At 74.6% G+C, this 21,479-nt stretch carries 10 protein-coding genes; 1 reads left to right on the top strand and 9 read right to left on the bottom strand.

The annotated features are described in order from the left end of the window. Nucleotides 1-3: 3 nt before the first annotated feature. From QEZ54_RS15985 to QEZ54_RS16010, 6 genes are all read right to left on the bottom strand, one after another. Nucleotides 4-1,893 (bottom strand): hypothetical protein, encoded by a 1,890-nt coding sequence (locus QEZ54_RS15985; protein WP_281305382.1) that lies wholly within the window; start codon nt 1,891-1,893, stop codon nt 4-6. Next, complete coding sequence (locus QEZ54_RS15990) at nt 1,890-5,720, bottom strand: DUF5682 family protein (RefSeq protein WP_281305383.1); 3,831 nt, start codon at nt 5,718-5,720, stop codon at nt 1,890-1,892. Before QEZ54_RS15990 ends, QEZ54_RS15985 begins: the two co-directional genes overlap by 4 nt. Continuing rightward, a complete protein-coding gene (locus QEZ54_RS15995; RefSeq protein WP_281305384.1) occupies nt 5,704-6,870 on the bottom strand; it encodes an AAA family ATPase in 1,167 nt (388 codons plus the stop codon). The genes QEZ54_RS15990 and QEZ54_RS15995 overlap by 17 nt, the downstream gene beginning before the upstream one ends. Beyond that, nucleotides 6,867-11,606, bottom strand: coding sequence for a hypothetical protein (locus QEZ54_RS16000; RefSeq protein ID WP_281305385.1), 4,740 nt, complete (start codon nt 11,604-11,606; stop codon nt 6,867-6,869). The genes QEZ54_RS15995 and QEZ54_RS16000 overlap by 4 nt, the downstream gene beginning before the upstream one ends. Then, complete coding sequence (locus QEZ54_RS16005) at nt 11,603-12,478, bottom strand: DUF4132 domain-containing protein (protein WP_281305386.1); 876 nt, start codon at nt 12,476-12,478, stop codon at nt 11,603-11,605. The genes QEZ54_RS16000 and QEZ54_RS16005 overlap by 4 nt, the downstream gene beginning before the upstream one ends. A 184-nt stretch (nt 12,479-12,662) precedes the next feature. After that, nucleotides 12,663-12,818, bottom strand: coding sequence for a hypothetical protein (locus tag QEZ54_RS16010; RefSeq protein WP_281305387.1), 156 nt, complete (start codon nt 12,816-12,818; stop codon nt 12,663-12,665). 76 nt (nt 12,819-12,894) lie between these two features. Here QEZ54_RS16010 and QEZ54_RS16015 point away from each other — a divergent pair, with 76 nt between their 5' ends. After that, complete coding sequence (locus QEZ54_RS16015) at nt 12,895-13,731, top strand: patatin-like phospholipase family protein (protein ID WP_281305388.1); 837 nt, start codon at nt 12,895-12,897, stop codon at nt 13,729-13,731. An 887-nt stretch (nt 13,732-14,618) separates the two neighbouring features. On the opposite strand, the gene QEZ54_RS16020 is transcribed toward QEZ54_RS16015, so the two are convergent. From QEZ54_RS16020 to QEZ54_RS16030, 3 genes are read right to left on the bottom strand one after another with little or no spacing between them, the layout of a single operon-like run. Then, a complete protein-coding gene (locus QEZ54_RS16020; RefSeq protein ID WP_281305389.1) occupies nt 14,619-17,783 on the bottom strand; it encodes an efflux RND transporter permease subunit in 3,165 nt (1,054 codons plus the stop codon). Nucleotides 17,784-17,803: 20 nt separating this feature from the next. Further along, complete coding sequence (locus QEZ54_RS16025) at nt 17,804-18,280, bottom strand: hypothetical protein (RefSeq protein WP_281305390.1); 477 nt, start codon at nt 18,278-18,280, stop codon at nt 17,804-17,806. Between the two features lie 4 nt (nt 18,281-18,284). Further along, nucleotides 18,285-21,461: an efflux RND transporter permease subunit gene (locus tag QEZ54_RS16030; RefSeq protein WP_281305391.1), complete on the bottom strand. Its 3,177-nt coding sequence runs from the start codon at nt 21,459-21,461 to the stop codon at nt 18,285-18,287. Between the last annotated feature and the right edge of the window lie 18 nt (nt 21,462-21,479).

Here is a 21,479-nt window from a genome sequence, read left to right on the forward strand (position 1 = left end):
GGGTCAGCGCAGCCAGGACGCCTCGGTGAGGGCGGCCGAGGCCGCCTGCTCGTAGACCGCGGCCGCCAGCCAGGCACGGGCGAACCCGTGCCCGTCGTCGCCCGTGATCCGGCCGAACGAGTCGCGCGGCCGCTGCCGGGCCACCCCGGTCAGCTCGCCCAGCAGGTGCGCGCCCAGGTCCAGGCGGGCCCGGCGCAGCGCCCGCTCCTGCGACTCGGCCAGCGCCTGCACGGCCCGGCCGCCGGTCACCACCCGCTCCAGGTGGCGGCGCAGCAGCCGCAGCGCCGGGTCGCCGGTCGCCGCCGCGCGGCCGACCGGCGGCAGCGCGTCCGGTGCCGCACCGGTGAAGTGGCTGCGGTGCAGCCGGTCGTAGCCGAGGTCGGCGTGCCCGCCCCAGGCCGGGGGCAGCCGCAGGCCGCTGCCCTCGCCGCCGGGATCGGCGATCGCCAGCGCCGCGACGTGGCCCTGGTGTGCCGGGTCGGGGCGGCCCACCAGCAGCAGCTCCACGCCCGGCGCGCCGCCGAGCACGGTCAGGTTCTCCCGGAACGGCAGCACCGCCTCGTCGTCGGCGGCCGTCAGCCGCAGCACCGTGCCGTCGGCGGTGGCCGCCAGGACGTTGCCGCCGTCGCGGCCCAGCAGCCGTACCGTGACGAACAGCAGGTCCGCGCCGACCTGGCGCTGCACCACCGGCACGGTCAGCGCGGCGAACGCGCGGCGCAGCTGCTCGGCCAGCGGCTGCGCCCACAGCCCGCGCAGCGGCTCCGCCGTCCACAGCGCCCCGCCCGCGCGCACCGCCTTCACCGAGCGGCCCGCACCGAGCTGCCCCGTCTCGGTGGCGGTGCCGCCGGACACGATCAGGCCCGCGCGGGTCAGCTCGCGGTGCGACACCCCCGCCTCGCCCAGCGCCACGGTGGCGTCGGCGGCCGCGGCCGCCCGGGTGGCGCCGCCCGGGAACAGGTCGGCGGTCAGCCACAGCCGTCCGTCGCGGTCGGCCAGGTACGTCACCGTGCCCGCGTAGCCGGTGTCGGCGACGACGGGGACGGTGCACAGGCCGTACAGGCGCAGGCCCTGCTGGGGGTCGTAGCCGCGGCGAGCCGTGCCCAGCAGCGGGGCGGACTGGTCGGCGGGCAGGTCCTCCTCGCGCAGGCGGGCGGTGACGGTGAGCAGCTCGCGCAGGTCGTCGGTCAGCTCCGCGAGCCGGAACTGCGGCTGCGCCTGGGCGGCGGCCTGCATGCCGTTCGCGGTACGCAGCCCCGCCGCGGCGGCGCGGTGCAGCCCCTGGGCACGGCACTCGTGCACGGCCCGCAGCAGCCCGGACCGCAGCACCACGCCGCTGCCGGCCAGCCCGGCGTCGAGCACGGCCACCGCCGCCCGCCACAGCCCGTCCGCCGCCGCCCGCTGCCGCGCGGTCAGCCCGGCCGCGCCACCCCCGTCCCCGAAGCCGGGCCCGGGGCCGTCCCCGGGGCCGGGCTGCAGTTTCGGGGAAACTGCGGGAATCTTGGTCCCTGTTCCTGCACTTTCCCCGAAACTGTCGCCAGACTCGGCCGCGGCGGCCGCGGTCGGCGGGGCGGACCCGGCGGCGGTCGGGTCGGCGGTGGGGGTGCCGTCGTGGATGGGGGCCAGGGCCAGGACGGCGGTGCGGTGCAGGCACTGGGGTGCGAGCAGGCAGCTGCATACGGCCTGCTCGGGAGTGCGGATCACGCCGTCGGGTGCGGTGAGGGTGACGACGGTGTCCTCGTCGGGGGTGACGGTGCAGCCGTCGGCGGTCGGGGCGACCGGCCACCCGGCGGCCTTGGCCACCGCGTCGTCCACGCGTTTGCGCAGGCGGGCAGGCAGGGCGTCCAGCGCGGCGGCCAGCACCGCCGCGTCGACCGCAGGCAGGGTCGCGGTCATCTGCTCACCTGCTCCCCCACCCAACGGGCCAGCTCCAGCGGGCTCAGCGCCGCCACCGGCATCCCGGCCGCGACGAGCTGCCCGGCCGCCGACACCGAGTAGCGCGGCCGCCCCGCGTCGTCGAGGCTGGCGCAGCCGAGCACGGTCGCACCCGACTCCACCAGCGCACGGACCTCCGCCAGCACCCCGGACATGCCGAACCCCTCCTCGAAGTCGCTGATCAGCACCACCAGGGTGCGCGACGGCACGGTCACCAGCGACCGGGCGTGGCGCAGCCCGGCGGCGATGTGCGTACCGCCGCCGACGCGTACCTCCAGCAGCAGGCTCAGCGGGTCGCCGACCCGCTCGGTCAGGTCCACCACCTCGGTGGAGAACGCGACGAAGTGGGTGCTGAGCGCGGGCACCCCGGCCAGCACCGACGCGGTCAGCGCCGACCAGATCACCGACTCCTCCATCGAGCCGGACACGTCGACGACCAGCACCAGCCGCCAGTCGACGCCGCGCCGGGCCCGGCTGCGGAACACCGGCCGCTCCGGCACCACGACCACGTGGCCCGCCTCGTCGCGGCGGCTGGACGCGAGGTTGGCGCGCAGCGTACGCGGCAGGTCCAGCCGTCCGCCCGGACGGCGGGTCGGCCGGGGCGTGGTCAGCCCGTTGAGGGCGGGCCGCAGCGTGGTGGCCAGTTGCCGGGTCAGCTCCTCGACCAGCTTGGCCACCAGCGGCCGCAGCTTGGCCAGCAGGCCCTCGGGCAGGCCGCCGGCCAGCGACAGCACGTCGCGCAGCAGCCCGATCGAGGGGCGCACGGCGTCCGGGTCCAGTGCCAGGGCCGCCTCCAGCCGTCCGGACTCGACCGCCCGCGCCAGCACCTCCTCGCGTACACCCGGCCCGAACAGGGCGGCGAGCTCCTCCGACCATTCGCGTACGCCGGGGAAGGGGGCTTCGCGCCCGGCCCGGCCGGCGGCGTCGGCGCGGGCGCCCTCGCCCCGCCCGGCGCCGTAGAGCTCGTCCAGGGCGGTCGCGTACCGGCGGGCGGCAGGCGAGCACGAGCCACCGTCCCGCCCGAGAATCAGCCGCCACCGATCGGCCGGGACCAGACGCCGCACCTCCGGCGCCACATCCACCCCGGCCCCACCGGTCCCGCCGGCCTCGGCAGCTGGCCCCACACCCGCGCCCACCGGATCAGCGTGCAGTTTCGGGGAAGCTGCTGGAATCGCGGCCCCCTTTCCTGCACTTTCCCCGAAACTGCCGCCACGCTCGGGCGAGGCGGCGGGCTCGGCAGGGTCCGCTGGGGTGAGCGGGCCCGATGGGGCCAGGGTGTCTGGGGTTTCGGCGGGGAGCAGGCCGAGCGCGGTGAGCGCCTCGCGGCCGGCCCGGTCGGCGAGCAGGCGGAGCAGCAGCGCGTCCGGGTCGGACACCTCGTCGACGCGTACCTGGTCGCCGAGGCGTTCGTCGACGACGGCGAGCAGCCGGTCGCGGGCGGCGGGGCTGGCGGCGTGGAAGCCGCCCCGCAGCGCGGGCAGGCGGCTGAGGAACGCGTCGTCGGACAGCCGCTCGATGCGGTCGAGCAGTCCGTCGAGCACCGGTTCGGCGGCCTGCAGCAGCGGTTCGGCCACCACGAGCAGACCGGTGAGCTGCCCGGTCAGGTCGCGGCGGGTCTCGTCGGTGCTCGCGGCGTCGACCCAGGACGCGACGCGTACGCCGTACTCGGCGGCGGGCCGGTGGCCGAGCAGCACCTGCACCGCACCGGCCGCGGCGGCCAGCAGCGGGGTGCCGTCGGCGGCGAGCCGGGCCAGCGCGTCGGACAGGCGCAGCAGCGACCCGGCCCGGTCGGCGCGCTGGGCCAGGGCGGCCAGGGCGCGCGCGTCGGCCGGATCGGTGGACCCGGCCAGGCCGTCGACCTGCGCCACGGCGGCGGCCTCGATCGCCTCGGCGGCGGCGGCGAGGGGCACCGGGTCGGGCTGCGGCAGCCCGGGTACGTGGCCGAGCCGCAGCCGGTCGAGCAGCGCCAGCGCGTCCAGCGCCTCGGTCAGCGAGCCCTCGCCGGGCACGACGGCGGCCAGTTCGACCAGCCGCGCGGTGGCGAGTTCAGTGAGGCCGCAGACGGCGGCGTCGTGCAGTCCGGCGATGACCTGGGCGGCGGTCGGGCCGCCCGCGTCGCGTTCGCGGCGGCGGCGGTCGGCCAGGGCACCTTCGGCGGCCTGGGCGAGGGTGACTCCGCGCAGCCCGGCGACCTCGACGGTCGCGTCGCTGGCGGCGGTCCACTGGATCCGCCAGCGGGTGGTGACGGTGTCGGTGCCGCCCGCGCCCTCGCCGCCCGCCGTCTCCGCGTAGGCGATGCCGCAGGCGGCCAGGCGCTGCAGCGTGATCTCGCGGCGGGCGTCCAGGTCGGAGCGCAGCGGGTCCAGCCGCAGGTCCTTGGCGGCGTCGCCGGGACCGGGCAGCCGCAGCGCGGCGAGCAGCTCGTGTACGGCCGGGCCGAGGCCCGACCGGGGTGTGCCGGGGGCCAGGCGGCCGCGCCGCTCGCCGACCAGCACCTGCTCCATCGCGGCGGCCACGACCCGGCCCCGCCCGAGCACCTCGCCGTGGGCGAGCACGCTGGTCAGCGCCTCGACCAGCTCGCCCCGGCCGGGGGCGGGCAGGCCGCGCAGCCGGGCCAGGTCGAGGGCGAGGCGGGCGGCCTCGCGGGACTCGGCGGGACCGGCCGGGTGCCCGGCGGCGCGGACCCGGGCGCTGATCGCGACCAGGGCCGCGACGGCGGCGGCCTCGACCCTGGCCGGGTTGCCGGCGGCGGCCAGCACGTCCTGCTGCCACTGCGGGTCGCGGATGCCCGCCGGGTAGCCGGAGCGGGCGTCGAGCAGCCCGAAGGTGTACGGCACCAGCGACGTCACCACCTCACCGCGCTGCTCCCTTCCCTGCCCGCCGCCCGCGACGGCGTCATGGGTCGTCATCAGCGCCGGGGCGTGGAACGCGCCGACCAGCATCACGACCCGCTGGCCGGCGTGGGCGGCCAGGCAGGAGCGCATGTGCGCCTCTCGGCGCAGGTCGAGCTGGGACACGCCGGTGCCGTGGGCGGCGTCGCGGCGCATGGCCCAGCCGACGAGCAGCGCGGCCCGGCGTACCGACTCGGCGTCGGCGCCCGGCGCGCGCGCCTCGACCACCCGGTCCCACATGTCCTCGTCGGCCCGCCCGGTGGCGGTCTGCTTGAGCACGTCGGCCAGCGCCCGCCGGGGCGCCGCCGCGACCGTCCGCACCGGATCGCCGGTGCTCCCGTGCGCGCCGTCCGCTGACAGCCCGCCCGCCGACAGCGCGTCGGCGGGCACGGCACCCGTCACCGGGACCGGCCCGTCGCCGGAGGAGATCCCGCCGCCGTCCGGGAGCCCGCCCTCGGACGGGCCGCTGTGCCCGGCGGGCGTCGGCTCGTGCCAGCTGCGGTCGGCCAGGGGCAGGTCGCACGGGATGACCGGGACGCCGTTGCGGGCGGCCCAGCGGATCGCGACCAGCTCGGGTGAGAAGTCGGCGAACGGGTAGAACGCCGGGCCGTGGTCGCCGACGATGCCCGCCAGCGCCACCGGCGCGGTGGTGGCCTGCTCGGCCAGCCACGGCAGCCACCGGCCGAGTTCGGCGGGCAGCTCCAGCAGCAGCGCCTGCGGCGCGGCCCGGTCGAGCAGCTCCGGCAGGACCACCGACAGGGCGGGCGAGTGGTGCCGTACCCCGATCAGGTACGGCTCGCGGCATCCGGCCAGCTCGGCGACTGCCACGGCCGGGTCGTCGGGGGTGGTGCCGGGCGCGTTCGCGCCCGGCACCACCGGCTCAGTTGTCGAGCTCATCGCGCAGTTCCCACAGGCGCCGCCACAGCCGGGCACCGTCCTCGGCGCGGCGGCGCACCGCACCGTCCCAGTAGCCGAGCAGCTTGGCGCCGTCGGCGGGGTCGTCCTTGCGGACCACGCCGAGCAGGTGCCCGGGCAGCAGCGACAGCACGTCCCGGTCGCCCGGGAAGTAGGCCGCGGCCAGCCCCAGCGAGGTCGCCACGGCCACCGCCTCGGCGGTGCTCATCACGGTCGAGGGCTTGGGCACGTCCCAGCCCTCCGTCGAGCGGCCCTCGCGCAGGTCCCGGAACGCGGTGACCAGGGCCTCCAGCACCGCCTCGTCGACCTCGAACGGTGCCTTGACCCGCGTCAGCGCGGCGCGGGCCTGCCGGGCGACCAGGGCGGTCTCCTGGGCCAGGTCGGCGATCGGGCCGACGGTCTCGAAGTTGAAGCGGCGCTTGAGCGCCGCCGACATCTCCGACACGCCCCGGTCGCGCAGGTTGGCGCTGGCGATCAGGGTGAAGCCGGGCGCGGCCGGCACCGTCGCCCCGTCGGTGCCCGCCAGCTCCGGTACGGCGATGCGCCGGTCGGACAGCAGTGACACCAGCGCGTCCTGCACCTCGGGCAGGCAGCGGGTGATCTCCTCGACCCGGGCCACCGCCCCGGTCCGCATCGCGGTCAGGATCGGCGAGGGCACCAGCGCCTCCTTGCTGGGGCCGTGCGCCAGCAGCAGGGCGTAGTTCCAGCCGTACCGCAGCTGGTCCTCGGTGGTGCCCGCAGTGCCCTGCACGGTCAGCTCGCTGCTACCGCAGACCGCCGCGGCCAGCAGTTCGGACAGCATCGACTTGGCCGTGCCGGGCTCGCCGACCAGCAGCAGGCCGCGCTCCCCGGCCAGGGTGACCACGCACCGCTCGACCAGGGCGCGCTCGCCGACGAACTTCGCCGGGACGGCCAGCTTGTGCGGCAGGCCGTCGCGGCGGTCCTCCTTGGCCAGCTCCAGCTCCCGGCCGTCGCTGCCGGTGATGAAGGTGACCACGGCCCGCGGGGTGAGCCGCCAGCCGGGCGGGCGCGGCCCGCCGTCGTACGCGGCCAGGAACGCCAGTTCCTCGGCGTACCGGTGCTCGGCGGGGTCGACCTGCCTCGCGGTGTCGGGGGTTGCTGCGGTGGTCATCGGCGCCTCTCGGTGACGAGTTCATCGAATCGCGGTGCGTCGCCCTGGCGCACCCGGGTCCAGGCGAGGTCGAACAGGTGCGGCGCGGGTGCCGCGGGCAGCACCAGGCCGAGCACGCCGGGGCCCTGCGCCCCGCCGATCAGCAGGCCGAACTTCCACGTCTCCAGCGGCAGGTGCGGGGCCTTGAGCGCCAGCCACCCGCCGGGCAGGAACAGCGACCGACCGGCCCGGGGCCGCTTGGCCTCGACCACGAGTTCGGTGGCGGCCAGCTCGGCGCGGGCGGCCTTGAGCCGGGCGGGCTTCCAGCCGGTCCACGCCGCGACGTTGCGGTCGGTGGGGTCGGGCAGGGCCAGCAGCTGCAGGTACAGCGTGGCGGCGTCGGCGCTCAGGCCGGTGGCCTGGGACACCTGCGCGACCAGCGCCGGGGCGGACCGGGACGGGTCCTGGGCGAAGCCCTCACCCTCGGGCACCGGGTAGCCGACCAGCTTCTCGAGCTGGTCGCCGAGCACCGCGCGCAGACCGGTGACGAGCGCGCTGACGCCGCCGACCTGCGCGAGCAGGACGGCCAGCGCCGGGTCGTCGGCACCGTCCAGCGCACCGGTCCGCAGGTGCGCGTGCCGCCAGTCGCCGCCGGGCGGGAACACCAGCGCCCCGGCCTCGATCCCGTCGGGGCCCTCGTTCGCGGTGGCGCCGAGGGCGCGGGCCAGGCCGTCGATCTCCTTGGCCGGGACGTGTCCGGCGTGGATCACCAGCTTCGGGTCGCGCAGCCGGGCCCGCAGCAGCTCCAGCACCCGAGGCAGGTCGGCGCGGATCGGGTCGGCGGCGGGCAGGTGGTACACCAGCCAGGGCACCGCCTTGGCCAGCGCCACGACCAGGTCGTCGCTGTCGATCCCGGCGACCTTCTCGTGCAGCCAGCGGCAGGTGTCGGGGTTGGCGACGCCGTGCAGCAGCTCCGTGGCCGGGACGCTGCCCGAGGCCCGGGAGTTGCTGAGCGCCACGATCAGCTCGTCGCGCACCGGCTGCCGTACGCCGTGCCGCTGGACCCACTCGGCGATCACCCGGTCGACGGCCGGGCCGGTGGTCCACAGCGCGGCCGGGTCGTCGGGCAGCAGCAGCGAAAGCATCCGCACCGTCTCGTCGCGGGCACCCCAGCGGCCGGCGGCCACGGCCAGCGTGGCCGCGTCGAAGTCGCCCAGCTGGCGGCGCAGCTCCTCGTTCTCGGCCCGGTCCCACTGCCGCCGCGGCAGCGCGGCCAGCAGCAGCGTCGCCTCGGCGTGCGACATGCCCGCCGCCCGCGACAGTTCGGCGGGCGCCTCGGGCCGCCACGGCGCCGGGCCGTGCTGGTCCAGCGCGGCCAGGAACGCCTCGACCGACGCCGGGTCGGCCCCGGTGACGTCGAAGCGCAGCTCCTCGTCGAGGGTGTGGCCCGGCAGCGCCCCGAAGACGCCGTCCGGGGCGTGGTCGAGCAGGGTCAGCTCGCGGTCGTCGGTGTCGACCGACAGCACCAGCTGCCGCCGCCCGCCCAGGGTCAGCACCTGGCCGACCTTGGCGGTGAGCGGGGTGTCGGAGGTGACGTCGATGCGGCGCAGCGCACTGCCCGGCGCGGTCAGCCCGCTGCGTCCGGCGGCCGCGAGCAGGTCGGCCAGGGCCTCGCGCTGCCCGTCCGGGACGAACGGGCTGGCGGCGCGGGCCATCGCCGGCCGCAGCAGGCCGAAGCTGTCGATCCAGTCGATGTCGCCGGGGAAGGTGACCGGCTCGGCGGGCACCTCGGGTGCGGTCAGCGCGGCCCCGGCGAGCTCCAGCAGCCGTACGGCGCTGTCGCCGCGCCGGTAGCAGTAGCGGATCAGCCCGGACAGCACCTCGGCCAGCTCGTTGTCGCCCACCCCGGCCTGCACCTGGATGACGGGGGCGGTCTTCTTGACCCGCCCGGCCAGGGTCTCGCCCAGCCGGTGCTGCCGGACGGCCAGCGCGGCCGCGCGCATGACGACCCCGGCCACGCCCGCCCGCAGTGCCGGGTCGGTGATCTCGGGCAGCAGCGGCGCGATCAGGTCGGTCAGCTTGTCCGTCGCGACGGTGGTGACGGCGCCGTGCTCGTCGGTGGTCCGCGCGGCGGCCACCAGCGCGGCGGCCCGCTCGTCGGTCAGGGTGCGCAGCGCGGCCGACCCGGCCTCGTCACGCGGGCGCAGGTAGTGCCAGAACCCGGCGGGCGGCACCAGCGTGGTGCCCCAGGCGTAGTGCGACCGGCCCCAGTTCCGGTTGTACTCGCCCAGCGCCGCGCCGTCGGCGGCGTACAGGCGCAGCGTGCTGTGGCGGTAGTTGTCGACCTCGGTCAGGCCGCACACCTGCCCGCCCGGCAGGCGCAGCGCCCCGATCAGGCGGCCCTCGCCCGCGCCCTTGCGCAGCGTGTACGAGGTCCCGTCGATCGACTCGCCGACGTAGCCGCCGTCCGGGCGCTGCCGGACCCGCCAGCCGACCAGGCCGCCGCGCCCGCCCAGCGGGCTGTCGTCCGGCCCCGGGTGCAGGCGGCACGCGTACAGGTCCAGGGACTCGCCGTCGACGGCGCCGTCCTCCAGGAACGCGGGCAGGCTGGCCCGGCCCAGCTCACCGGTGGCCGGGTCGAACTCGCGCAGTTCGTAGCCCTCCTGCCGGGAGCGCCACACCCAGTACGCCGACCCGTCGCTGAGGACCGGGCCGCCCCGGCGCTCGGCGCGGTCGCCGACGTGCAGCGGGCGGGCGCCCATGGTGCGGCCGCCGCCGGGCAGGGCCAGCGACACGCCCCGGTTCAGGTCGAACGCCTCGTCGGGGACGGTGAACACGTCGTCGGGGGTGCCGCTCCAGTAGCCGCGCCGCTCGACCCCGGCGTCCCAGCAGACGAGCAGCTGCCCGTCGACCCAGCGCAGCACCTGGCGCCACTGGTAGCGGCGCTCGGCGGTGGGGATGCGCAGCAGGTGCTCGTACTCCACCTTCTCCGGGCCGACGACCTGGACCAGGTCGCCGACGCGCAGGATCAGGTGCGGCCACTGCTCGATGACGGTCAGCTCGTCGACCTTGGTGCCCTCGAAGCGGCGCACCGCCTCCTCGAACGCGGGCCAGCCCAGCTCGTCGAGCAAGCCCGCGCGCAGGCTGCGGCCGAGCACGGCGGTGACGTCGTGCTCGATCACGGTACGGGCCGCGTCGGCGTGCACGGCCAGGCCGTCGGGGGTGTCCAGCCGCTCCAGCCGGGTCAGGTGGTTGCCGAGAGTGGGCAGGCCGTGGCCGCCGACCTCGCGGGCCAGGTTCTCCAGCCAGATCCGGACGGCGGTGCGCAGGCCCGCGACCGACAGCACGTTGGCGATCCGCTCGGGCGTGCCCCGGCGCTGCAGGTAGTCCTCGACCCCGCTGACCAGGTTGCCCAGGAAGCGCCCGTCACCGGCCAGGGCGACCAGGTCGCGGCGGCCGTCGGTGGTGTCGTCGAGCCACTGCCCCACGTCGTAGCGGGCGTCGGCGTGCGGCTCGGCCAGCGGCACGCCCAGGGCCAGGCAGGCGTCGACGAGGTCCAGGTCGACCTGGCCGTAGCGGCGGCACAGCGCCACCGGCACGCCGTCCCCCTTGAGCCGGGGCGTCATCTGCTCCAGCAGCGCCAGCAGCTGCGGGCTGCGCCTGTGGTTGCGCCAGGAGCGGTTGTGCCGGTGCAGGTCGAAGCGCTGCAGCCAGCCGGCCGGGCCGTCGGGCGAGGCGGCACCGGCCGCGACCCGGTCGGCGGGCTCGGTCAGCGAGGCCAGCGCGCCCGCCTCGGTCAGCAGCGACAGCCAGGTGTCGTCGGCGCAGTTCTTCGGGAACAGGGACAGCAGCCGCCCGCGGATCGCGGGGTCGGCGGCGGCCATCCGGGCCAGCGGGGCGCGGTAGGCGGCCCAGAACTGCTCGGGCGCGCCGACCACGGCGGGGGCGCCGAACAGGTCGCGCAGCACCTGCTCGTCCCCGGCGGCCTGGTCGACCTTGGCGGCCTTGGCGAGGCGGCGCAGGTCGGTGTGCATCGCCGCGTAGGGCGGGAGCCCGCCCAGGACCCGTTCCACGCACAGCCGCCGGAACCGCTCGTAGGCGTCGGCCGGGGTGCACCGGGCGGCCAGGTCCCGGGCGTGCCCGGTCAGCGCCTTCACGGTCAGCGCCCCGGCCAGCGCGAACTCCAGGAACACGGCGTGCTGCCGCTCCTCGTCGATCATCAGCCCGTACGCCCGCTCGGCGTCGCGGGCCTTGCCGAACATGCTCGCCGCGTACGACGTGCTGTCCCCGGCCAGGAACGCCCGGCCCGCCTCCTCGTAGAACGTGGGCAGGAAGTGCGGCACCGAGCGGGCCAGGCGCTCGCCGAGGGCGTCGAAGCCCTCCTTGGCCGCGCCGGTGCGCGACTTGGCGGTGCGGGCCAGCTTCTCGATCTCCTTGACCAGGGCGAGCGCGTGGTGGCCGTTGGCCGGGTCGTGCACCAGCGCCCAGGCCGGGAAGCCCAGCGCCTGCTGGCGCACCACGCCGACCGGCGCGGCCGACTCGGGCTTCTCGAAGCCCAGGAACTCCATGCTCAGGTCCTCGGCCCCGCCGAGGGTCGCCGGGACCAGCCGGACGATGGCCCGGTCGCCCAGCACCGGGTGCCGGTAGCGGCGCGCGCTCAGCGCGTCGACGGTGTCGTCCTTGGCCACGGCGGTGCCGGCCGGCAGCACCGCACCGGCCTCCAGCAGGCTCGCCGCCCGCGACTTCTGCCCGCTCACTCGTCCTCACCCTCCTCCTGCTTCACCACGCGCCCGGCGTACAGGGCGGCGGCCATCCGGATGCCTTCAGACCACGCCACCGGCCCGACGTCGGCCAGGGCCAGCCCGGCGCCGTCGCGGTCGGTGAAGACCAGGTCACCGGTCTCGGTCTCGTAGTACGGGTCGTCGGAGCCGACCCAGGAGCGGGCCTCCACGACCCGGCCGTCCTCGAACACCCGGCAGACGGCGTTGCCGCCCCGCACCGGGTAGCCCAGCTTGGTGGCGCGCGAGGTCAGGTGGCGCAGCTGCTCGTAGCGGCCCCCGGAGTACTCCTCCACCCGGGTCGCGCCCGCCTCCAGCGTCGCCGGGCGGACGTGGATCTGCCGGAACAGCTGGTCCACCGACTGCTTCACCCCGAGATCGGCGGCGAACTCGCGCAGGTCGTCCAGGTCGCCCAGCGTCACCGGGTGCGGGATGAGCACCCGGGCGGCGTCGCGGCGCACCGTGTCGCCGTCGAGGTTCACCACGCCGATGCGTCCCGCCTCGGCTGCCCGCAGGAAGCCGACCTCGTCCGGGTCCCAGCTGCCGTCCTCGTCGAGCACCGCGACCACCAGGTCGGTCAGCGCCGTGCGCCAGCTCTCGTCCGGCCAGACCTCGGCGAGCACCTCCACCGGCACCGGCAGCGAGCGCACCATCCAGCGCTCGATGTCGGTGCGGCACTGCGCGTCGTGGCGGCCCAGCCACTCGGTGAGCTGCCGCAGCCCGACCACGACCGGGTCGTCACGCAGCGTGGCGGGCACCGAGCGAAGCTCGCGCCCCTTGGCGTTGCGGGCGACCAGTGTCGACTCCCGCAGGGTGACCTCATAGCCACCCGAAGCGGCCAACCATCCCATGTGGACGGCCCCCTTCCTGTCGAGGACACCGGAGGCTAAACCACCGCGGCGACAGTTCCGCGCACCGCGGTCGCCGCAGCTGGCCGACCAGCACCGGTGCGCGCGGGAGGAATGAGATGAGCCGCAGCCGGGTATTTCGCTGCTGTTAACGGCAGGCGGCGGCTATTCGGACGTTAGGATTCGATCAGGCGTACAAGCGCATGAGCACCGCAAAGCGTACGGGCTGCCGCCCGTCGCCGAGCTCGCCGGGGAAGAGGGCGACCATGCTGAAGCAGCCGGACGAGGCGGCGGCCTCCCGCACCGCCACCAGCGCGCGGGCCCCCGAGCCCGAAACCGGCACCCGAGCTTCCCGGCGGCCCGCCGCCCGGTCCTCGACGGAGTACCGTCGGAGCCCGAGGCGGAAGAAGGGGTCCCAGATGAAGAGCCGGGCACTGGTGCTGGGCGGCGGCGGAATCACCGGGATCGCCTGGGAGCTGGGCATCCTCGCCGGACTGGCCGAGGCCGGGCTGCACCTGGGCGAGGCCGACGTGCTGATCGGCACCTCGGCCGGCTCCGTGGTCGCCTCGCTCGTGGCCGACCGGGTCCCGCTCGAGGAGCGCTACGCCACCCAGCTGGAGGACCCGGTCGACGAGGTCGCCGACCGCCTGAGCACCCGGATGCTGCTGGGGTACGGCTGGGCGATGCTGTGGAGCCGCCAGCCGGAGCAGTACCGGGCCCGCCTCGGGGCGCTGGCCCTCGCCAACGCCCGGATGACCCCGGACGAGCGGCGCGCCGTCATCGCCTCCCGGCTGCCCGATCTGGACTGGCCCGACCGGCCGCTGAAGATCACCGCCAGCGACGCGCACACCGGCGAGTTCGTGGTGTTCGACCGCGACAGCGGGGTGCCGCTGCTGGACGCCGTCACGGCCAGCTGCGCGGTGCCCGGCGTGTGGCCGCCCGCGCAGATCAACGGCCGCAGCTACATCGACGGCGGCATGCGCTCGGCCACCAACGCCGACCTGGCCGCCGGGTACGAGCGCGTCGTCATCGTGGCACCGGTGACCGTGGGCGGCGGCCTGGTCTCCAGCGCCGCCCGGCACGCCGTCGAGCTGCGCGCCGCCGGAGCCCAGGTCAGCCTCGTGAGCCCGGACCGGGCGGCCCGGACGGCGATCGGCCGCAACATGCTCGATCCGGCCCGGCGGGCGGTGTCGGCGCGGGCCGGGCGGGCCCAGGCGGCCGCGATCGCCGAAGAGGTGGCCACGATCTGGGGATGACCACGGGATCCGAAGATCGCGTGAAATCCGACGAACCTGCTTCACAACGCCGGGAGCTGCGGCGATAGCTGAAGATCACCGCGTTTGGGCAGGTGAATACCGTCCGAACACGACGTAGCCAAAACCTGTTGACGCGGCTATGCTCATCACTAACGCTCGGCTTGGCGACTTCCCCCGTGGTTGCCAAGACGAGCGTTCTTATTTGCCCGCACAGCCCGCACAGCCCGCACAGCCCGCACAGCCCGCACAGCCCGCACAGCCCGTGCACTGCCACCCCGGGCCAGTGCCGTCGGCCGCCACCGCCGCCCGGTCCTGCGCTGCGCGCGACCTGCCCGAGCCGGCCCGCCACTCACCAAGATCGCCGTCCTGGGTCAAAACCGCCTCGTGGAGCCGACATTCTGACCGCGGACACCGACCAAGGAACGGCCGAGAGCTCAACATCGCTTCCTGCGGGCGGAAAGTGCGCCCGCCGGACCCGGAACCGCACAAAGATCACCGTTTGCGGTCCGTCTCCGGGCGAGGCAGGGCTGGGCTACCCCGAGATCGCTACGTGCGGTCCAAATCTGGGCCCGCCCCTGCCCGGAGATCGCCATGTGCGGTCCGAACCTCGGCCCGCCCCTGCCCGCAGATCGCCACGTGCGGTCCGGATCTAGGCTCACCGGTGGAGACGGCGCAGGGAAGTGGCCGCGAACAGCGATCTTCGTCGCCGCGTACCGCTAGATCACCGTTTGCGGTCCTAACGCGCCGCCAGAATCCACATTGTGACCGCAGACCGCGATCACCAGCCGAGGGCGACGGCGCCGCACGCCACCCCACGGCACCGCGGCGGCACCGCACGCCACCCCACGGCACCGCGGCGGCACCGGATGGCGCCGCCGCGCCCGGGGTCACCCCGCCGGGGCCGGTTGCGGGGCGGGCGGGTTCGGCTCCGGGGCCGCCGGCGCCGGAGAGTGGTCGCGCGGGCGGCCGAAGCGCAGGTACAGCACCGGGACGATGACCAGGTTGAGCAGCGTCGAGGTGAGCAGCCCGCCGATGATGACCACGGCCATCGGGTGCTCGATCTCGTGCCCGGGCACGTCCCCGAGGGCCACCAGCGGCACCAGCGCCAGTCCGGTCGCCAGCGTGGTCATCAGGATCGGCGACAGCCGGTCCAGCGAGCCGCGCAGCACCAGCTCCTTGCCGAAGCCGTGCCCCTCGAACCGTTCCAGGTGCTGGTAGTGGCTGATCAGCAGGATGCCGTTGCGCGCGGCGATGCCGAGCACGGTCAGCAGGCCGACCAGCGAGCCGAGGGAGATGGTGCGCTCGCTGAAGAAGTACGCCGCGAGCACGCCGCCGACCAGGGCCGAGGGCAGGGTGAGGAAGGACAGGACGGCCAGGCGCCAGCTGTCGAAGGACAGCCGCAGCAGGACCAGGATCAGCAGTGCGGCGCCGAGGCCGAACCAGAGGATGCGCTGGGCGGCGGCCTGGCGTTCGGCGTACTCGCCGAGCAGTTCGGCATGGTAGCCGCGGTCGAACTCGACGTCGCCCAGTTTCGTGTCGAGGTCCTTGACGACCGCGCCCAGGTCGCGGCCGCGCACGTCGGACCCGACGTCGATGTAGCGCTGCGTACCGTCGTGCAGGATCACGTTGGGAGTGGTCTTGACCTCGACCGTGGCCACGTCGCCCAGGCGCACGTGCCCGCCGTCGGGCGTGTCGATCGGCATGTTCTCGATGTCGGCCACGGAGTCGCGGCTGGCGGGCGTGCTCCATACGACGATGTCGTAGGCCTTGCCGTCGCGGAAGATGTCGCCGACCTCCTCGCCGGCCATCAGCGTGGCCGAGGCGCGCCGCACGTCACCGGGCTTGACCCCGAACTTCTCGGCCTTGGCCAGGTCGACGGTGACCTCGACCTGCGGCACGTCGACCTCCAGGTCGGTGTGCCGGTCGGCGGTGCCCGGCGTGTCGGCCATCAGCTGCTCGACCTCGGCGGCCTTGGCGCGCAGCTGGTCGAGGTCCTCGCCGTAGATGCGGACCACGATGGCGTCGCCGGAGCCGGTGAGCACCTCGTCGGTCCGCTCGCGCAGGTACGTGTACACGTTGTGCAGCAGGCCCGGGTAGTTCTTGCCGACCTCCTCGATCTTGGCGATGGTCTCGTCGTAGTCGACCTTCGGGTCGATGCTGATCCACAGCTCGCCGAAGTTCACGCCCGCGGTCTCGTCGCCGAGGTACGCCATGCCGATGTGCGCGCCGAACGTCTGCACGCCCGGCACCTGGCGCAGCTCCTTGGAGACGTTCTGGATCATCCGGATCTCCTCGTCGTTGGAGGAGCCGGGCGCGGTGATGAAGTGCATGAAGACGTTGCGCTCCTTGAACGCGGGCAGCAGCGACTGGCCCAGCGCCGGCAGCGCGGCCAGCCCGAACAGCAGCACCGCGCCGGTGGCGGCGAACGCGACCAGCGGTTTGCGGATGACGCGGTCGAGCACCCGGCCGTAGGCGGGCTTGAGCCACCGCACGATCGGCGACTCGCGGCGGTCCAGCGGGGCGCGCGCGAGCAGCAGCAGCGCCAGCGCCGGGGTGACGGTGAGCGCCACCAGCAGCGAGGCCAGCACCGCGAGGGTGTACGACAGCGCCAGCGGCCGGAAGAACGCGCCGGTCAGGCCGCCCAGGAAGAAGATCGGCACCGCCGCCGCGACGATGATCATCGTGGCGTACACGATCGGGCTGCGGACCTCCAGCGACGCGTCCAGGATGATCGACGCGGTGGAGCGGTCCGAACCCTCGGCCCGCGCCTGGCGCAGCCGTCTCATGATGTTCTCGATGTCGATGATCGCGTCGTCGACGACCACGCCGACGGCGATCACCAACCCGGCTAGGACCATGGTGTTGATCGTGGCGCCGCGATAGTAGAGCACCAGGCCCGCGGCCACGATGGACAGCGGGATCGCGACCAGGCTGATCAGCGCGGTACGCCACTCGAACAGGAACAGCGCCAGCACCAGGACCACGAACAGGCAGCCCAGCAGCAGCGCCCGGGACAGGTTGTCGACGGCGGTCTCGATGAACGAGGCGGGCCGGAAGATCGCGGGGTCGACGTTGATGCCGGTCAGGCCCGGTTCGAGGGTCTTGAGCGCCTGCTCCACGCCGTTGGTCACGTCGATGGTGTTCGCCCAGGGCAGCTTCTCCACGATCAGCATCACGCCGGGCTGCCCGCCGATGACCGCGTCGCCGATCAGCGGCTGGTGCCCCTCGACCACGTCGGCGACGTCGCCGAGGTGCAGCGGCGTCTGCCCGGCCGTCGACACGGTCACCTTGGCCAGGTCGGCCGCGGTGCGGATGGGCAGCACGTGGCGTACGCCGATGGTCTGGTTCGGGGTGGTGACCTGGCCGTCGGTGCCGATCACGGCGCCGTTGGAGAACTGCAGCAGCCCCACCTCCAGCGCGTCGGCGGTCTCGGTCATCACCTGGTCCAGCGAGACGCTGTGCGCCTGCATCCGCTTCGGGTCGACCTGCACCTGCAGCATCTGCAGCTGCTCCCCCCAGATCGCCACGTTCGCGACGCCGGGCACCTCCAGCAGCTTCGCCCGGATGGTCCAGTACGAGATCATCGACATCTCGATGATCGACCGGGAGTCCGAGGTCAGCCCGATCTTCATGACCCGGCCCATCGACGACACCGGCTGGAGCATGACCGGCGGCGCCGCCCAGGTCGGCAGGGTCGGCGTCACCGCCACCATCCGCTCCGACACCAGCTGCCGGGCGGTGAACAGGTCGGTGCCCGGCTTGAACAGCAGCTCGATCGAGGACAGCTGGGCCAGCGACTTGGACCGCATCGTCTCCAGGCCCTCGACGCCGTTGAGCGCGTTCTCCATCGGCACGGTGACCAGCGACTCGACCTCACCGGCGGACAGCCCCAGGCAGGCGGTCTGGATCTCCACGCGCGGCGGGGCGAACTCGGGGAACACGTCGACCGGCATCTTGCGCAGCTGCACGAAGCCCAGCCCCATCATCCCGGCGGCCAGCGCCACCACCAGGATCCGGAACTTCAGGCTCGTCGCGACGATCCAGCGCATCATGACCGGTCACTCCCCCGCCGCTACTCTTCCTCGACCCCGACCTCGGTGCCGTAGAGCTCGTCGACGCCCTGGACCACCACCTCGGTCCCGGCCTTCGGGCCCTCCTTGAGCACGACCGTGTCGCCCGCGACGGTCTCCACCGCCACGTGGTGGCGCAGGTACACCCGGTCGCCGACGACCGTGTAGGCCCAGGTGTCGCCGGTCGGGTCGTAGAACAGCGCCTTGTACGGGATGGTCAGCTTCTGCTTGCTGCCGTACTTGGCCAGCGCCACCGGGGCGGTGACGATGCCCAGGTGCTCCACCGCCTCCGGTTGCAGCGTCACCCGGCTCAGGTCGGTGCCCTCGACCGGCTCGGCCACCCCGGACGTGTCGTTCTGCGCGTCGACTGACTCCGACAGCGGCGGGACGGTGCTGCCCAGCATCGAGGCCAGCCCGATGCCCACGGCGACGGCGACCAGGGCCGCCAGCCCCGCCTTGAGCCACCTCTTGCCCGACATCACGTCACGCTCCCTCTGCGGTGGACGGCGTCGCGGCCGGGCCGGCCGCCGCCGCGGGCCGCTCGCGCGCCGGGTAGAAGTACCCGAACAGCACAGGCAGCAGGTACAGGATCAGCAGCACCGCGGTGACCAGGCCGCCGAGCGCGGTGACCGCCAGCGGGCGCAGGATCTCCAGGCCCGCGACGTTGCCCAGCGCCAGCATCGGCACCAGCGCCGCCGCCACGGCCAGCGCGGTGGTGACGACGGGACCGAACCGGTCGCCGGCGGTGTACGGCGCCCGCACCCCGCTCGCCTGGGCCTGCTGCCAGCCGCGGATCAGCAGCACGCCCTCGCGCACGGCCAGCGCCAGCGGCACCCCGAGGCCCAGCAGCGAGCCGATCGAGACGCCGACGCCGGTCAGCAGCGCCAGCAGCACCCCGCCGAACAGCGACGCGGGCAGCAGCAGCATCAGCAGCGCGGCCAGCCGCCAGCTGCCGAACGCCGCCTGCAGCAGCAGGTACGCCGCGATCAGCGACACGGCGAGCAGCGCCAGCAGCCGGCCCTGCGCGACGCCCGCGGTGGTGTAGTCGCCCAGCACCTCGGCGTGGTACTCGACCGGGAACGACACGTTCTTCAGCTCGCCCTGGATGTCGCGGGCGACCAGGTCGAGCGGGCGGCCGGTCACGTCGACAGGGATGTCCACGCGGCGCGACACGGCGTCGTGGCGGATGTCGACCGGCGAGGACACCATGCGGACGTCCGCCACGTCGGACAGCTTCACGTGCCCGCCGGACGGGGTGTCGATGAGCAGGTTGCCGACGGCGGCGACGCTGTCGCGCACCGACGGGGTGCCCAGCACCACCACGTCGAAGACCTTCTGCTCCTCGAACAGGCTGCCCGCGGTCAGCCCGGAGATCAGCACGGCGGCGCTGCGCCGGACGTCGCCGGGCTTGATGCCGTACTGCTCGGCCTTGGCCAGGTCGACCTCGACCTCGATGGTGGCCTGGTCCGGCCCTAGGTCGACCGGCTGCGCGGTGACGCCGTCGACCTGGCCCAGCACCCCGCGCACCTCCTGCGCCTTGGCTCGCAGCGTGTCCAGGTCCTTGCCGTAGATCCGCACCACCAGGTCGCCCTTGGTGCCCGTCGCCGCCTCGTTGACCTGCTGCGCCGGGTAGGTCACCACCCGGTGGTCGAAGCCGGGGTACTGGTCGACGACGGCCTGGATGCGGTCGGTGGTGGCGGTGTAGTCCGCCTTCGGATCCAGGGTCAGCCAGAATTCGCCGGAGTTCATGCCGACCGCCTGGTCGGAGTTGATCGCCCGGCCGACGTGCACGCCGACGTTCGACACGCCCTCGGTGGCGCGCAGCTGCGCCCCGACGGTGCCGGCCACGCGCACCATCTCCTGCTGGGACATGCTGGGCACGCCGGTCCAGCGGACGAGCAGGTTGCGGTCCTGCGGCACCGGCAGCAGCGCCTGACCGCCCAGCAGCGGCGCCAGCAGCGGCCCGGCCAGCGCCAGCACCAGGGCGCTCGCCAGGGCGAGCTTCGGGTGGCGCGCGGCGCGGATCGACAGGCCCTGGTAGCGGGCGCTCAGCCAGGCCAGCGCGGGCGACTGGGCGGGCAGGTCCGCCCGGCGGTACAGCAGCCAGGTGAGCACCGGCGTCAGCGTCAGCGACAGCAGCAGCGAGGCCAGCACCGCCAACGCGCAGGACCACGCCACGGGCGCGGTGAAGGCGCCGGTGAGGCCGCCGATGAACAGCAGCGGGGCCAGCCCGGCGAGCACGATCAGGGTGGCGTACAGCAGCGGCACGCGGGTGCGCAGCACCACGTCGGTGAACGACTGCTCGGTGGCCGGCTCGCCCTCGCGGCGTACCAGGCCGCGTCTGGTGTTGTCGGTCTCGGTGACCACGTCGTGCACCACCACTGTCAGGGCGAACATCAGCCCCGCCAGCACCAGCATGTTCACGCCGCCGCCGCGCAGGTGCAGCACCAGCACCGCCAGCAGCAGCGACAGCGGGATCACGACCAGCGCGATCAGCGCGGCGCGCCAGTCCAGCAGCAGCGCCCCGATCAGAATCACGGCGAGCAGGATGCTCAGCAGTACGGCGGTGCGCAGGTTGCCCAGCGCCGACTCGATGAAGGTGGCGGGGCGGTAGACGGAGGTGTCCACCTGTACGCCGGTCATCCCGGGCTCCAGCGCGTGCAGCGCCTCCTCGACGCCCTTGGTGACGTCGAGCGTGTTGGCGCCCGGGAACTTCTCCACCACCAGCATCAGGCCCGGCTTGTCGCCCACCAGGGCGTCGCCGATCAGCGGGAGCTGGTGGTCCTCGGTGACCGTGGCGACGTCGCCCAGCCGCATGGTCTTGCCGCCGGTCTGGACCGGCCCCTGCCCGGCCTGGTCCTCACCGGTGGCGGCACGGGCCTGCTCCAGCGGCACCTTGGCCAGGTCGGCGGCGGTGTGGATGGGCAGGATGTGCTGGATGCTCAGCCGCTGGTTGGGCGTCTCGACGAAGCCGCTCGTGCCAGGCGTGGACGCCTCGACGAAGGTCAGCGGGGACACCCACAGCGCGTTGCCGGTCGTCTCGACGACCTGGGTGAGCGTCACGCCCGCCTCGGCCAGCTGCTCGGGGTCGACCTGGACCTGGAGCTGCCGCTCCCGCTCGCCCCAGATGGACACGTTCGCGACTCCGGGCACGCCCATCAGCCGCGGCTTCACCTGCCAGTGCGCCAGCAGGGACATGTCGATCAGCGACACGTCCGGGGAGGACAGGCCGACGACCATGACCCGGCTGGTGGAGGAGACCGGCTGGATCATGTTCGGGGCCTTGGACACGTGCGGCAGCGCGACGGCCTGGGTCAGGCGCTCCTGCACCGCCTGGCGCGCCCGCAGCACGTCGGTGCCGGGTTCGAACACCAGATCCACCTGCGACAGGCCGCCCAGCGACTGCGAGCGGATCGACTCCAGCCAGGGCACGCCGTTGAGCAGGTCCTGCTCCAGCGGGACGGTGATGAACTGCTCCACCTCCGGGGCCGACAGCCCCAGCGCCTCGGTCTGGATCTCGACCGTCGTCGGCGAGAACTCCGGCAGCACATCGGAGGCCGACCGGGTCAGACTGGTGGCGCCGAAGAACATCAGCAGCGCGGCCACCGGTATGACCAGGAGCCGGAACTTCAGGCTCGATCGGATAATCCAGCGCATCATCGGCCCGCCCCGTTCTCA

This window comes from Catellatospora sp. KI3 (assembly GCF_029948125.1).
Classification (GTDB): Bacteria; Actinomycetota; Actinomycetes; order Mycobacteriales; family Micromonosporaceae; genus Catellatospora.

Bases quoted from the DNA above. Each gene is read 5' to 3' on its own strand.
- QEZ54_RS15985 (WP_281305382.1), bottom strand. From the start codon at position 1,893: ATGACCGCGACCCTGCCTGCGGTCGACGCGGCGGTGCTGGCCGCCGCG.
- QEZ54_RS15990 (WP_281305383.1), bottom strand. From the start codon at position 5,720: ATGAGCTCGACAACTGAGCCGGTGGTGCCGGGCGCGAACGCGCCCGGC.
- QEZ54_RS15995 (WP_281305384.1), bottom strand. From the start codon at position 6,870: ATGACCACCGCAGCAACCCCCGACACCGCGAGGCAGGTCGACCCCGCC.
- QEZ54_RS16005 (WP_281305386.1), bottom strand. From the start codon at position 12,478: ATGGGATGGTTGGCCGCTTCGGGTGGCTATGAGGTCACCCTGCGGGAG.
- QEZ54_RS16015 (WP_281305388.1), top strand. From the start codon at position 12,895: ATGAAGAGCCGGGCACTGGTGCTGGGCGGCGGCGGAATCACCGGGATC.
- QEZ54_RS16020 (WP_281305389.1), bottom strand. From the start codon at position 17,783: ATGATGCGCTGGATCGTCGCGACGAGCCTGAAGTTCCGGATCCTGGTG.
- QEZ54_RS16025 (WP_281305390.1), bottom strand. From the start codon at position 18,280: ATGTCGGGCAAGAGGTGGCTCAAGGCGGGGCTGGCGGCCCTGGTCGCC.
- QEZ54_RS16030 (WP_281305391.1), bottom strand. From the start codon at position 21,461: ATGATGCGCTGGATTATCCGATCGAGCCTGAAGTTCCGGCTCCTGGTC.